Source organism: Mycobacterium sp. NGS49 (genome assembly GCF_059812565.1).
The window spans coordinates 62268-75377 of the sequence record NZ_JCALCX010000003.1 but is presented as its reverse complement, the minus strand read 5'-3'; the positions used below and the strand labels follow the sequence as shown (position 1 = coordinate 75377).

At 65.7% G+C, this 13110-nt stretch carries 12 protein-coding genes; 7 read left to right on the top strand and 5 right to left on the bottom strand.

Annotation, left to right across the window (positions count from 1 at the left end):
* The first annotated feature begins 113 nt into the window (after positions 1-113).
* Positions 114-2705: an FHA domain-containing protein gene (locus tag AC5Y7D_RS03925; RefSeq protein WP_499921854.1), complete on the top strand. Its 2592-nt coding sequence runs from the start codon at positions 114-116 to the stop codon at positions 2703-2705.
* An 8-nt stretch (positions 2706-2713) separates the two neighbouring features.
* Here the strand turns inward: AC5Y7D_RS03925 and AC5Y7D_RS03920 are convergent, their stop codons facing one another.
* Positions 2714-2965, bottom strand: coding sequence for a hypothetical protein (locus tag AC5Y7D_RS03920; protein ID WP_499921852.1), 252 nt, complete (start codon positions 2963-2965; stop codon positions 2714-2716).
* Between the two features lie 11 nt (positions 2966-2976).
* Positions 2977-3873 carry a M48 family metallopeptidase gene (locus tag AC5Y7D_RS03915; protein WP_499921851.1) on the bottom strand — a complete coding sequence of 299 codons (897 nt, stop codon included), beginning with the start codon at positions 3871-3873 and terminating at the stop codon, positions 2977-2979.
* A 190-nt stretch (positions 3874-4063) separates the two neighbouring features.
* Here AC5Y7D_RS03915 and AC5Y7D_RS03910 point away from each other — a divergent pair, with 190 nt between their 5' ends.
* From AC5Y7D_RS03910 to AC5Y7D_RS03900, 3 genes are all read left to right on the top strand, one after another.
* Entirely contained in the window at positions 4064-5677 is a 1614-nt protein-coding gene (locus AC5Y7D_RS03910; RefSeq protein WP_499921849.1) for a class I adenylate-forming enzyme family protein, read from the top strand.
* Positions 5674-6447, top strand: coding sequence for a class II aldolase/adducin family protein (locus AC5Y7D_RS03905; protein ID WP_499921847.1), 774 nt, complete (start codon positions 5674-5676; stop codon positions 6445-6447). The genes AC5Y7D_RS03910 and AC5Y7D_RS03905 overlap by 4 nt, the downstream gene beginning before the upstream one ends.
* An 81-nt stretch (positions 6448-6528) precedes the next feature.
* A complete protein-coding gene (locus AC5Y7D_RS03900) occupies positions 6529-7797 on the top strand; it encodes an amidohydrolase family protein (RefSeq protein WP_499921845.1) in 1269 nt (422 codons plus the stop codon).
* Here AC5Y7D_RS03900 and AC5Y7D_RS03895 read toward each other — a convergent pair.
* Positions 7794-8219, bottom strand: coding sequence for a CBS domain-containing protein (locus AC5Y7D_RS03895; RefSeq protein WP_499921843.1), 426 nt, complete (start codon positions 8217-8219; stop codon positions 7794-7796). The two genes, AC5Y7D_RS03900 and AC5Y7D_RS03895, sit on opposite strands and share 4 nt — an antisense overlap.
* A gap of 475 nt (positions 8220-8694) precedes the next feature.
* On the bottom strand, positions 8695-9477 hold the full coding sequence (locus tag AC5Y7D_RS03890) for an SDR family oxidoreductase (protein WP_499921841.1): 783 nt from the start codon (positions 9475-9477) through the stop codon (positions 8695-8697).
* Positions 9478-9719: 242 nt separating this feature from the next.
* On the opposite strand from AC5Y7D_RS03890, the gene AC5Y7D_RS03885 reads away from it, so the two are divergent.
* Genes AC5Y7D_RS03885 through AC5Y7D_RS03875 form a run of 3 tightly spaced genes read left to right on the top strand, consistent with a single transcriptional unit; the run spans position 9720 to position 12230 of the window.
* Positions 9720-10703: an alpha/beta fold hydrolase gene (locus AC5Y7D_RS03885; RefSeq protein ID WP_499921839.1), complete on the top strand. Its 984-nt coding sequence runs from the start codon at positions 9720-9722 to the stop codon at positions 10701-10703.
* Positions 10704-10731: 28 nt separating this feature from the next.
* Positions 10732-11529: an SDR family NAD(P)-dependent oxidoreductase gene (locus AC5Y7D_RS03880; RefSeq protein WP_499921837.1), complete on the top strand. Its 798-nt coding sequence runs from the start codon at positions 10732-10734 to the stop codon at positions 11527-11529.
* Between the two features lie 23 nt (positions 11530-11552).
* Positions 11553-12230 carry a hypothetical protein gene (locus tag AC5Y7D_RS03875; protein ID WP_499921835.1) on the top strand — a complete coding sequence of 226 codons (678 nt, stop codon included), beginning with the start codon at positions 11553-11555 and terminating at the stop codon, positions 12228-12230.
* On the opposite strand, the gene AC5Y7D_RS03870 is transcribed toward AC5Y7D_RS03875, so the two are convergent.
* A complete protein-coding gene (locus AC5Y7D_RS03870; RefSeq protein ID WP_499921833.1) occupies positions 12227-13096 on the bottom strand; it encodes an NYN domain-containing protein in 870 nt (289 codons plus the stop codon). The genes AC5Y7D_RS03875 and AC5Y7D_RS03870 overlap by 4 nt on opposite strands.
* Between the last annotated feature and the right edge of the window lie 14 nt (positions 13097-13110).

Here is a 13110-nt window from a genome sequence, read left to right as displayed (position 1 = left end):
AGCGTCCGCAGCGGCTTCGGGGGCCGCCGTGTGCGTCTGGCCAGGCCCGCCGGTTACACATATTCGACGTCCTGCTACTTCAGTTGGCGTCCATGCCGATAAAGTTGGTTGCGATGACCCAAACAGCCGCCCCACCTGTGCTGACCGTGCGGTATGACGGAGCCGAACGTACCTTCGCAGCAGGCCACGATGTAGTTATTGGTCGCGATCTGCGCGCGGACGTCCGTGTTGCCCATCCACTGATATCCCGCGTACACCTGCTACTGCGCTTTGACCAGGGCCGATGGGTCGCCATCGACAATGGCAGCCTGAACGGTTTGTATGTCAACAACCGCCGGGTGCCGGTCGTCGACATTCAGGACGGGCAACGCGTCAACATCGGCAATCCCGACGGGCCTGCGCTGGACTTCGAAGTCGGCCGTCGTAACCAGGGCTCGGTCGGCCGGCCCCCCGCGACTACCGCCATGGCGATTCCCGCCCGGCCCAGCGGACCGATTCCCGCTCAAGGTGGCCAGCCGCCGAGCGGGGCCAGCTGGGCGGCAGGCCCGCCCCAGCATCCGTCGACCGCTCGCATGCCCGCGGCGCCGCCGAGCGGAGGGCAGTCGCGATACCCCTCGGGTCCACAGCCGATGCACCAGCCGAGTGGTCCGCAGCCCGCCCCGCAGATCTACCGGTCGTCGGCGCAGCAGCAACCGCCCCCGGTCATCGGCCGCACCGCCGAGGCGGGCAGCAGGACCTCCATGATGAAGATCCTGCGGCCGGGCAAGGCTGGGGACCTGCCGCCCGGGGCGGTCAAGATCGGCCGTGCCGACGACAACGACATCGTCATACCGGAGGTGCTGGCCTCCCGCCACCACGCCACCCTGATTCCCTCTGCCAGTGGCACCGAGATTCGGGACAACCGCAGCATCAACGGCACCTTCGTCAACGGCACCCGGGTCGAATCGGCGATGCTGCGCGACGGCGACGTGGTCACGATCGGCAATATCGACCTCGTCTTCGCCAACGGCGCCCTGTCGCGCCGCGAAGAAAGCCTGCAGGAGACGCGCACCGGCGGGCTCGACGTGCGCGGGGTGACCTGGACGATCGAGGGCAACAAGACCCTGCTGGACAACATCTCGATCACCGCACGTCCGGGCATGCTCACCGCCGTCATCGGGCCTTCGGGAGCCGGCAAGTCGACGTTCGCCAAGTTGGTCGCCGGCTACACGCACCCGACCAGCGGGACGGTGTCATTCGAAGGACACAACGTGCACGCCGAGTACGCCTCGCTGCGCAGCAGGATCGGTATGGTCCCGCAGGACGACGTGGTGCACGGCCAGCTCACCGTGAAGCAGGCGTTGATGTACGCGGCCGAGCTGCGGTTGCCGCCCGACACCACCAAGGAGGACCGCGAACAGGTGGTGTCCCGGGTCCTCGAAGAACTCGAGATGACCAAGCACCTGGAGACGCGTGTCGACAAGCTGTCGGGCGGTCAGCGCAAGCGCGCCTCCGTCGCGCTGGAGTTGCTCACCGGTCCCTCGCTGCTGATCCTGGACGAACCCACATCCGGCTTGGACCCGGCCTTGGACCGCCAGGTCATGACGATGCTGCGGCAGTTGGCCGACGCCGGCCGGGTGGTGCTGGTGGTCACCCACTCGCTGACCTACCTGGACGTCTGCGACCAGGTGCTGCTCCTGGCTCCCGGCGGCAAGACCGCGTTCTGTGGACCGCCCAACCAGATCGGCCCGTCGATGGGCACCACCAACTGGGCCGACATCTTCAGCTCGGTGGCCGAGGACCCGGACGGAGCCAAGGCCCGCTACCTGGCGCAGACCGGACCACCCCCGCCGGTTCCGCCGACGGAGAAACCCGCCGAGCTGGGCGAAGCGGCGCACACCAGCCTGGTCCGGCAGTTCTCCACCATCGCCCGACGGCAGTTGCGGTTGATCATCTCCGACCGCGGCTACTTCATCTTTTTGGCGATCCTGCCGTTCATCATGGGTTCGCTGTCGATGTCGGTGCCCGGTGACGTGGGCTTCAACGCCCCGCCCCTGACCAGTGACGCGCCCACCGAGCCGGCACAGATCCTGGTGCTGCTCAACGTCGGCGCGGTCTTCATGGGGACGGCGCTGACCATCCGGGACCTCATCGGCGAGCGGGCCATCTTCCTGCGGGAGCAGGCGGTCGGGCTGTCCACGACCGCGTACCTGCTGGCCAAGGTTTGCGTGTACACCGTGCTCGCGTTGGTTCAGTCAGCGATCGTGACCATCATCGCGCTGCTCGGCAAGCCCGGACCGAAGGCAAGTGCCGTCGTGTTGGGAAGTCCGGCACTGGAGCTGTATGCCGACATCGCTGCGACGACCGTGGCCTCGGCCATGCTCGGGCTGGTCTTGTCGTCGGTGGCCAAGACCAGCGAGCAGATCATGCCGCTGTTGGTGGTCGCAGTGATGTCGCAGCTGGTGTTCTCCGGCGGCATGATTCCGGTCACCAACCGCCTGGGGCTGGACCAGATGTCGTGGGTCACCCCGGCGAGATGGGGCTTCGCGACGTCGGCGTCCACGATCGACCTGACCAGACTCTGTCCGGTTCCCCAGGTCCCGAAGGACTCACACTGGAAGCACACGGCCGGAGCGTGGACGTTCGACATGGCGATGCTGGTGGTGCTCAGCATCTTCTACCTCGGCTTCGTGCGCTGGAAGATCCGCCTGAAGAGCGGCGGCTGACCCGTCCCTCACACCTGTCCGGAGGGCGATTCACCGCTTCGCGACCGGGTGACGAGGCGACGGTCCACCGTCTTGGTCTCCCATCCGGCGCCGACATTCGCCAGCTGCAGCGCGAAGAGCACCCCGGCCGCAGTGATCGGCAGTCCCAGGTAGAGCATCCAGCCCACCGGAAGGCCGGCCCGACTCAGCACTACATAGTGCAGCAGCAGCACCACGGCGACGGCCCAGCCGGTCAGCAGCACGACGATTTTGGTCTTCATCGCAGCCGCGCCTACCTGGGCCAGGGGGCATTGCCGGGGGCAGGCCATTGCGGGGCGACAAGCGCAGCCGGTTGCCTGGGCCGGAAGAACAGGGCGCCGGCGACGGCGCGATTGCGCAGCGCCGAAGCACGCCAGGTGTTCACCGGGTGCGATGCCACCATGTTGGCCAGCCAGGGGAAGAAACCGGTCTCTGCTGCGGCGCGGTCGGCCATGCTGTCGAAATCGACCCAGCGCAACAGGTACTTACCGGCGCTGAGGACACCGATCGCGCGTCGGGCGCCTTCCGGGCGGAAAGCGTAGCCGTAGTTGTCGGCGGTGTATTCCATGGACCGTGACAGGGCCTGCCCCAAAAACGGGATTTTCATGGCCAGCTGGCTCAGCTGGCGCCAGTAGGACGCGTGCCCGGCCGCGATGTGGCCGACCTCGTGACCGATGACGAAGGCCAGGGCCTCCGGATCGCGTGCCTGCCCACCGATCTCGAACAGGTCGCTGTAGACCACCACGTAGCGGCGGAAGCCGTGACCGCTGGCGAACGCGTTGATCTGCCCGTTGCCCAGCACGACGTAGGCGTCCGGTACCTCGGCGAGACCGAAACGCTGGGCTGCCTCGACGACAAGCCAGTAGCCCTCGGGAAACTGGGTCGGAGACATCTTGACGCCGTTGGTGCGCTGCCGGCCGTAGTTCAGACCCCGACCGAGAAACAGTAGGAGGGGAGTGGCCAGCACCGACAGCCACAGCAAGCTGACCTTGCCGGCCACCACCACCGCGAACGCGATCAGATACAGCACGATGCTGGACGCGATGACCAGCACGAGCAGCCCGATCTCCCATGGGTGGCGCCTGGGTTGCTCCCGGAAGCCGGTGGGTGGATGTGGGTGGTGGTGCGTCGGCGAATCGATGATGGCCATAACGGTCGCTGGACTCCTGATGTCGGTGAGCGCCCGCTGGGAATCGGGCGACACAAGACTGCGCGGCAAGGCTTGAAAGGTTCTCCATGGATTCTTGGAGTGCAGCTCAGCGGGGAGAAACGCGACCAGCGGACCGGGTGGCACGACGACTCGTGACCTGCATCACCCAGAGCTTTCCTATCATCTATGCATGACCGCCGGCGCGCTCAGCATCGTGCGATCGCCGGCCTTCGCGCCCGAGGACGTCCGGCGCTTCCGTGCGGCCGGCTGGTGGTCCGACTCGACGTTGTCCGATGCCGTTCGTCGCAATGCCGGGCGACTATCCGATCGGGTGGCCTACGTCGACCAACCCGACGCCACCCTGACGTGGGCTGACTTCGACGCGGCGGCGACCGCACTCGCCGAACAGCTGGCCGGCTGCGGGGTGAGCCGGGGCGACCGGGTTGCGGTCTGGCACGGCGATACGGCCGCGATCCATGTGCTGTTCGTCGCCGTCGAGCGGTGCGGCGCCGTCGTCGTCGGCATCGGCGCACGCGCCGGGATCCGCGAAGTCGCCCACTTGCTGAATCGCACCGAACCGAAAATGTTGATCAGCGACCAGCAGCGTAGCGCCACAGCGGCGGATGTGACTGCCTCCCAACCGATTACCCAGCAGGTGCTCGTCCGCGATGACACAGGGCTGCGGCTCGACATCGATGCACCGGCCGCGAGGTGCAGCGTCGAGACGCAACTCGGCCCCGACGATGTCTTCCTGATCAACTCCACCTCAGGGACCACGGGGCTGCCTAAGTGCGTGGTGCACACCCAAAATCGTTGGCACTATTTCCACCGGAAGGCGGTCGACAACGGGCTGCTGAGCTCCGCGGACATCTTCCTGCCCGTCATACCGACGCCATTCGGGTTCGGAATCTGGACCAGCCACACCACCCCAATCTATCTGGGAGCCACCACCGTACTGCTGCAACGATTCTCCGCCAAGGCGGCGTGCGAGGCGATAGCTGAGCATAAGGTAACCGTATTGTGTTGTGTGAGTACTCAATTGACGATGCTAATGGCCGACGCTGCTGTTCGTGAGAATGACTTGAGCTCACTTCGGGTGGTGTTTTCCGGTGGCGAGGCGCTGCCGTACCGGCCGGCCGCGGATTTCGAGGAGCTCACCGGCGCCAAGATTCTGCAGTTCTACGGTTCCAATGAGACAGGCCTGCTCAGCGCGACCAACCTGGACGACACGCTGCACCACCGCCTGCGTACCGGTGGCCGGATCGTTCCGGAGATGCAGGTTCGCCTGTACGACGGCGACCGCGACGTGACGTCGGCCGGGCGCGGCCAGCCCGCCTGTCGCGGCCCGGCGACCAGCCTCGGCTACCTGGACGGGACCGACCACGACCGGCTGTTCACCGGCGACGGGTGGATGCGGATGGGGGACATCTGCGAAATCGACTCGGACGGTTACCTGACCGTCACCGGTCGCATCTCCGACTTCATTGTGCGGGGCGGCAAGAACATCAGCGCCGCCGAGGTCGAAGACGCCGCCATGACCCATCCGGCGCTGGCGGTGGCGGCCGCAGTTGCGATGCCCGATCCGGTGTTCGGTGAAAGGGTCTGTCTCTACGCCGAACTCGTTGACTCTCACACAGTCGACCTACCGCAGCTCGTCAATCATTTACTGGCGCTAGGAGTTTCCAAGGAAATGTTGCCCGAGCGGCTTATCGTTGTTGACGAGCTGCCCCGTTCGTCCGGCGGCAAGGTCGCCAAAGGCCAACTCCGCCAGTATCTTCGAGGCAGAATGGAGTCCCCGTTATGAATGCTCCGCAAGTGCGGCGAGGCGGGCTGGAGGTTTGGGCCCCCGCTGTGATGCCCCCGATCGGGGTCGACCTGTCCGACGAGCAGGCGCTCGCCGTGGCGTTCCGCCACCTCGCCTCGATCGGTTTCGCAGAGAACATGGCCGGACACATCACCTGGCAGCGCGACGGACAGACCGATATGTTGGTCAATCCGTGGGGACTGTGGTGGCAAGAACTCTCCGCATCGGACATCTGCGAGGTTGACGCCGACGCTCGCGTGATAAGCGGCCGTTGGGATGTCACGCCGGCCATCCACATCCACACCGAACTGCACCGTGTCCGCGATGACGCGCGAGTCGTCATCCACAATCACCCCTACTACGTCTGTGTAGTGGCAGCGCTCGGCCGGCTGCCCGAGTTGGTGCACCAGACCGGATCGTTGTTCCTGGACGATATGTGCCTCGTCGGGGAATATGGGGGAGAGATCGATTCACCCTTGCGTGCAGCGGATCTGGCAGCCCGTATCGGCAACGCCAACCTGACGGTGCTGGCCAACCACGGCGTCATCACCACCGGCCGCAATCTGCCCGAAGCCGTGTACCGGGCGGCATCCATCGAACGGGTATGCCGGATGGCCTACGACGTCATGCTGACCGGCGTCACCCCCAGTGAGATGAAGTGGTCGGACATGGTGGGCATGCGGGCCTCGCTGATCGAGCGCGCGGCCGACGTCTACTGGGCGGGCGCGGCACGAATGACGATCAAAGCCGATCCCGATGTGCTCACCTGACCCGCGAGCAGACGCAAAATCGCTCGGATTCATCGGAAATCATGCGATTTCGTGTCTGCTCGGCGACGGAAGGAGACCGATATGAAATCGATCGACGAATTGGCGGCCGACCTCAGTTTCACCACCGCCAAGACCGGTGAACAGCGGACCGTCACATTCCTGCCGGATCCCCCCAGGGCGGCCCGCCGCTACACGGTGATCTCGGTGGACGATCACATCGTCGAACCGCCGGACACCTTCACCGGACGTCTGCCGCGCAAGTTCGCCGACCGCGCACCCAGGGTGGTGGACACCCCGCAAGGCGGGCAGACCTGGGTGTACGACGGCAAGGCGCTGCCCAACGTCGGCTTCAACGCGGTGGTGGGGCGGCCCGTCTCGGAATATGGTTTCGAGCCGGTCCGGTTCGACGAAATGCGCAGTGGGGCGTGGGATATCCATGCGCGGATCAAGGACATGGATCTCAACGGCATCTATGCGTCGTTGAACTTCCCGTCGTTTCTGCCGGGTTTTGCCGGCCAACGGCTGCAGCAGGTAACCACGGATCGGGACCTCGCATTGGCCTCGGTGCGCGCATGGAACGACTGGCATCTCGAAGCATGGGCGGGGCCGTACCTCGGCCGGATCATTCCGTGTCAGTTGCCGTGGCTGCTGGATCCGGCATTGGGCGCAAAGATGATCTACGAGAACGCCGGTCGCGGGTTTCACGCCGTGACGTTCAGCGAGAACCCGGCGATGCTGGGTCTGCCGAGCATCCACTCGGGCTATTGGGAGCCGATGATGGCGGCGTGCGCCGATACCGGCACGGTGGTGAACCTGCACGTCGGGTCCTCCGGATCGTCGCCGTCGACCACCGCGGACGCGCCGCCCGATGTGCAGGGTGTGTTGTTTTTCGCCTACGCGATCTCGGCGGCGGTGGACTGGCTGTACTCAGGGTTGCCGAGCAGATTCCCAGATCTCAAAGTCTGCCTGTCTGAGGGCGGGATCGGTTGGGTCGCCGGCCTGTTGGACCGGCTGGACCACATGCTCAGCTATCACGAGATGTATGGCACCTGGCGTGCTCTGGGGGAAAAACTAACACCAGCAGAGGTTTTCAAGCGCAACTTCTGGTTCTGCGCAGTCGAGGACAAGTCGTCGTTCGTGCAATACGACCGCATCGGGGCGGACAACATCATGCTGGAAGCCGACTATCCGCACTGTGACTCGACGTGGCCGCACACGCAGCAGACCATTCACGACGAGATCGGCGGTCTTCCGGGCGACATAATCCGTAAAATCACCTGGGAGAACGCTTCTCGGCTCTACCAACACCCTGTGCCCGCCGCGGTGCAACGCGACCCGGACGCATACTAACCGCCGTTCAGGTCGGCTTCCGAGCAGTAGACGCCGAGCACGTCGCGGGCCGATACGATGCCGACCAGCTCGCCGTTGCGTTCGACCAGAATATGCCGGATGTAGCGGTCCATCATCTGGGTCGCGACTTCGTCGATGGTGGCTGCGGCGTCGCACCACACCAGCTTGGTGCTTGCGACATCGACGGCCCGCACGGTTTCCGGGTCCATTCCCGCAGCCACGGCCCGAACGACATCACGTTCGCTGACCAGCGCGCGCGGGCTGTCGTCGATGCCGACGACCATCGCACCGACATTGTCGGCCGCCATCGCGCGCGCGGCGTCGGCGAGGGTGGCGTCGCCGGCGACGCGCGCCACCGGGTCGCCGGTCACAGTGGAGATCGGTAATGTTCCGACAGAGGAGAAAGCAGTCACGCCAACCATGTTGGTAGCGCGGACCCACGGTCTCTAGTGACTTCCGTCCCTAAAACAGGTGGCCTTGGTTGTCCCGGGGGTAACAACTGCGGGGGACCGGCGAAGGCCGGAAATGTAGGGTCTGGGGCTGATGGACAACGAGTATCGTGCCGAAGCGTTCATCTCACGGCAGGCGATCGACCCGGGCCTGCGTCCGATCGCCCGGTTCCTGCCTCGTGGCTACGGACTTGCGGTCTGCGGGTGCCCCGTGCGTTGATGCGATTGGCCAGTCTGACCGTCTACCGCCGGTTTGGATCGGGGTCGGAATCCTTGATCTGTTTCACCAAGAGTGCGTTGCCTATGCGCAGCCCCTGCGCCACGATGGCGTGGCCGCGCACGAACACATCGGCCCCGGGTGCGTTCCACGCCTTTGACCTGCTGGCGCCGCAGGCGCCAATCTCCCTGGCGTTCTTCGCCAGTCGGTGCCGGCACCTGCGGGCAGTGCTCAGGTGACCCAATCCGGTTGGCCGGCAGTGTCGACGTTGGAGAAGTCTTTGTGGCCGAGGCCGGCCACGCAGCCCCCGTCCACCACGAATTCCGAACCGGTTGAATAGCTGGATTCGTCGCTGGCGAGATAGATCACCAGGTTCGACACTTCCTGAGGTTCGGCGATGCGGCCCAACGCCGTTTGGAAAATGTCCTCGGGTACCCATTCGGTCATCGGGGTTCTGATGAGACCGGGGTGGATGGAGTTCACCCGGATCCCGCTGGGACCCAGCTCCAGCGCGGCCGACTTGGTCAGGCCACGGACGGCGAATTTCGTAGCGGTGTAGCCGTGGCAGGCGATCGTGCCGGCCAGCCCCTCAATGGAGGAGATGTTGATGATGGACCCACGGCCCGCGGCCTTCATCGGTTTGACGACCGATCGGATACCCAGGAAGACACCGGTGAGATTGATGTCCAGGATCCGATGCCATTCGGAAAGCTCGTAATCCTCGAGAGTTCCGATGTTGATGATACCCGCGTTGTTCACCAGAATGTCCAGGCGACCGAACTCGGCAAGGGTGGTCTGGACCGCCGCGTCCCACTGACCCGGGTCGGTCACGTCGAGGTGCAGATATCTTGCGGCGTCGCCGACTTCGGCCGCAACCGCATTGCCTTCGTCGTCGAGGATGTCGCCGAAAACCACCTTGGCGCCCTCATCCACCAATGCCCGGACGTGCGAGGCGCCCATGCCGCGGGCACCTCCACTTATGAGGGCGACTTTGTCGGTCAATCGGTTCGGCATCAGTTCTCCTGACTGTAGGCGCCATGTCATGGTGGCACACCCGGGCGCGCGCGGATGCCGCCGCGTCACCATACGCACGACACTGGTTTGTATGGCCGTGAACAGAACGCGCAAAACCTGCACATTGCTTGTTGCGCGGCTATCGCACACAAGCGCGCATCGAGCATCGCCGGCCCGTAATTTCAAGCGTGACAACCAGCAGGCAACGGCCTGCCCGACATCGACACCGGTCAGGAGACACCGTGCCCCAGCTGAATCAGGTTGCGCCGCAACAGTTCTACAACGAGCAAACCATACTCACCAGTGACGGGGTGCGGCTGGCGGTCCGCGACTATGGAGTGGGCCGGCCATTGCACACCGTGGTGCTGCTGCACGGACTGTGCCTGACGCAGGACAGCTGGGCGATCCAGATTCGCCAGCTGACACACCGGTGGGGCAGTGCGCTGCGCATCATCTCCTACGACCACCGGGGCCATGGCCGTTCGGCCGGCGGGCCGACGCACACCTACCGGGTCGCCCGGCTGGCCGCCGATCTCGCCGAGGTCCTCACCGCTTTGCGGGTCAGCGGGCCAGTCACGCTGGCCGGCCACTCGCTGGGCGGAATGACCGCACTGGCCTACCTGAGCCGGCCTGCCCACGAACGGCCGGTCGAGCCCGAAGGTCTTGTCCTGATCGCTGCCGCGGCCGGACGTATAGCGGAGCGCGGACTGGGCCGCATGCTGAGCGTCCCGACCGCGCGGGCGATGTTCGACCTGGTCAACCGCATGCCCCGACGAACGACCGAGCGGACCATCCGGTGTCTGGTGCGCCCAGTGCACGCCGCCCTCGTCCGGTGTGCCGGGCGGCGGGTCAAGCACAGTGGGTTCGCCGCAATGGCCACCGAATCCACCCGCGCCGTGTCACCCGCGACCGCGGCCGGTTTCCTGCTCAACCTCAGCGAATACGACGTGTACGGGTCGCTGTTCTCGATCGGTGCCAGGACGGTCGTCGTCAGCGGGGGCGCGGACATCACCACTCCCGACGCCCACGCGCGGGATCTGGTGGCCGGGATCCCTGGTGCGGTGTATCTGCAGCAACCCGGCGCCGGGCACATGCTGCTGATGGATGCTCCACACTGCGTCACGACCGCGATCAACCGGGCCATGGGCCTGCACCGCAATCCCGCCTGGGTGGCACAGACGTGGGCAACCCGCTACGGGCTGCCGGACATCGCTGCCGCTTCGTGACTTTATGCGATCGACTACCGTCGTCCCAATGGAGTTAACCGGCAAAACAGTTCTGCTCACCGGAGCCACCGGCGGCCTGGGGAGAGCGATCGCCAAGGCGCTCGCCGATCGCGGTGCGCGGCTGATCGTGAGTTCGCGCAAGTCCCAGGAACTCGACGAATTGGTGACCGCACTGTCGGGTAGCGGGCACCGGAAGATCGTCAGCGACCTCGCCGAACCCGGCGCCGCCGCGGCGCTGCTGGGCGAGGCGGGGCCGATCGACGTGTTAATCGCCAATGCGGCGCTGCCGGCCTCGGGCAAGCTCGACGGTTTCACTGCGGAGCAGGTCGATCGAGCACTTCGGGTCAATCTCGAGGTTCCGGTGCAGATGACCCGTGAACTCATCCCGGCGTTCACCGCCCGGGGTTCGGGGCACTTCGTCTACATCTCGTCGATCTCCGGTAAGACGGCCACCGCCCGCGCTTCGCTTTATGCCGCGACCAAGTTCGGTCTGCGCGGTTTCGCCCTGTGCCTGCGCGATGACCTGCGGCCCGCCGGAGTCGGCGTCTCAGTCGTCAGCCCCGGCGCAATCGGTGGCGCCGGCATGTTCGCCGACTCCGGGGCTGCCGCGCCGCCGCTGATCGGCACCGGAACGCCCGAACAGGTCGGAGCGGCAGTCGTGAGCGCGATCGAGCACAACCGCGGCGAGGTCACGGTTGCGCCGTTGCGGCAGCGGGTACTGGCGCGCTTCGCTGCCAATGCCCCCGAGGTGGCCTCGCGCCTCGTCGGCGGCGTGGCAGCAAAGACCGCTGACCAGATCGCCGCCGGCCAAATCGACAAGCGGTGAGCAACTGATGGCATCCTGGCGTCGTGGGCGTGCTCTTCCGCTTAGTTGAGTTGCTGCTGCTTGCCTTGCCGTTGATCGGCCTGCTGGCGGCCGGCTTCAAGACGATCTCGTCGATGAGACGCCGGACCGGTCAGGAAGCCGGGCATTCGGCGGCCGAAGAGAATCCCGGCCCGACGGCGCGGCCGGCCTCGGCCGGCAACCCGGCGGCGCACTGGCAGGCCATCCGGCGTGCGCTCGATGCACATGACAAGACCGATGCCCGCTGGTTGGAATACGAACTCGACGCGGCCCGGTTGCTGGACTACCCGGTGATGACCGACATGCGGGACCCGCTCACTACTCGCTTTCATCGAGCCAAGCTGCGCGCAGACCTGCACAAGCCGTCACGGGCAGAAGACCTCTTCGACGACCGCGACGCCGCACGGGCGTATCTCGACGCGGTGGAGGATTACGTGACCTCATTCAATGCCGCGGAGGCTGAGGCGATGCGCCGGCGCAGCAGCGACTTCTCGAAAGAGGAAAAGCAGCGGCTGACGCGCGCGCAGAGTCTGCTGCGGATTGCCGAGGACACTGCCGCGACCACCCAGGAGCGCCAGCACGCGTATCAGTTGGCGCGCACCGAACTCGACGGGCTCATCGTGCTGCCTGACAACACCCGGATCAGCATCGAGCGCGGCATTCTCGGTGAGCTCGATCGTTAGGGCGCATCGGTCTTGAGGCGCACCGTGCGCGTGGTGGTGGACTCGTCGAGCTCGACGAGATCGCTGCGGGAGCGCAGGAAGTCACTGAAAGACCGGAAGCCCAAAGACTTTTCGCTGAATGACGGGTCCATGCGCTTCATCTGGGCCTTGACCGCGGAATTGTGCAACCAGTCGGCATCGTCTTTCTCCTGACCGATGCGCAGCGCGCGTTCAAGCAGTCCGGTCGCCGCGGTCTGCGGATCCGGCGCCGACGGCTCGTCTTCGGACTCGGTGGTGCTGGCGTGGCGTCCACGCTTCTTGGCGGGAGGGCTCGCGGCGGTGGTCGAGATCCCGGGCAGCGCGTCGTAAGTGACGAACTCATCGCAGGCGGCGGCCAGCGACTGGCTGCTCGCGCCTGCCACGCCGATCCCGACGACGTAGCGGCCCAGCCGCTTGCACCGCTGGGCCAGCGCGATGTAGTCGGAGTCGCCGCCGACGATCACCACGTGCGTCAGGTCCGGCAGCCGAAACATGTCCTCGACCGCATCGACGGCCAGCCGGATGTCGGCGCCGTTCTTGCCATAGGCGGCCGCCGGGAACAATTGCACGAGATCCACGGCGCGACCAACCAATTGGCGGTGATATGCCGCGTTGACTTCCGCCGACCAGTCCGCATATGCGCGAGTGAGCACCAGCGTGCCGAAGGAGGAGGCGAAGTCCATGATCGCACCCAGGTCTACGGTAGCCGCCCGCAGCCGTTCCTTGTCCAATCCCTTGGCCTTGTCCCGCTGGAAGGTGTTGCGGCCGTGCACCTGGTCGTAGCGCGAGATCACGATGTTGTCGAAGTCGAAGTACACGGCCACCCGGGTCGCGCTGGAGTCGGTCATGCGGACATCGTCCG

Excerpts from the sequence above, each read along its gene's own strand:
- AC5Y7D_RS03870 (WP_499921833.1), bottom strand. The coding sequence starts at position 13,096 with ATGACCGACTCCAGCGCGACCCGGGTGGCCGTGTACTTCGACTTCGAC.
- AC5Y7D_RS03900 (WP_499921845.1), top strand. The coding sequence starts at position 6,529 with ATGAAATCGATCGACGAATTGGCGGCCGACCTCAGTTTCACCACCGCC.
- AC5Y7D_RS03895 (WP_499921843.1), bottom strand. The coding sequence starts at position 8,219 with ATGGTTGGCGTGACTGCTTTCTCCTCTGTCGGAACATTACCGATCTCC.
- AC5Y7D_RS03910 (WP_499921849.1), top strand. The coding sequence starts at position 4,064 with ATGACCGCCGGCGCGCTCAGCATCGTGCGATCGCCGGCCTTCGCGCCC.
- AC5Y7D_RS03880 (WP_499921837.1), top strand. The coding sequence starts at position 10,732 with ATGGAGTTAACCGGCAAAACAGTTCTGCTCACCGGAGCCACCGGCGGC.
- AC5Y7D_RS03915 (WP_499921851.1), bottom strand. The coding sequence starts at position 3,873 with ATGGCCATCATCGATTCGCCGACGCACCACCACCCACATCCACCCACC.
- AC5Y7D_RS03925 (WP_499921854.1), top strand. The coding sequence starts at position 114 with ATGACCCAAACAGCCGCCCCACCTGTGCTGACCGTGCGGTATGACGGA.
- AC5Y7D_RS03905 (WP_499921847.1), top strand. The coding sequence starts at position 5,674 with ATGAATGCTCCGCAAGTGCGGCGAGGCGGGCTGGAGGTTTGGGCCCCC.
- AC5Y7D_RS03890 (WP_499921841.1), bottom strand. The coding sequence starts at position 9,477 with ATGCCGAACCGATTGACCGACAAAGTCGCCCTCATAAGTGGAGGTGCC.
- AC5Y7D_RS03920 (WP_499921852.1), bottom strand. The coding sequence starts at position 2,965 with ATGAAGACCAAAATCGTCGTGCTGCTGACCGGCTGGGCCGTCGCCGTG.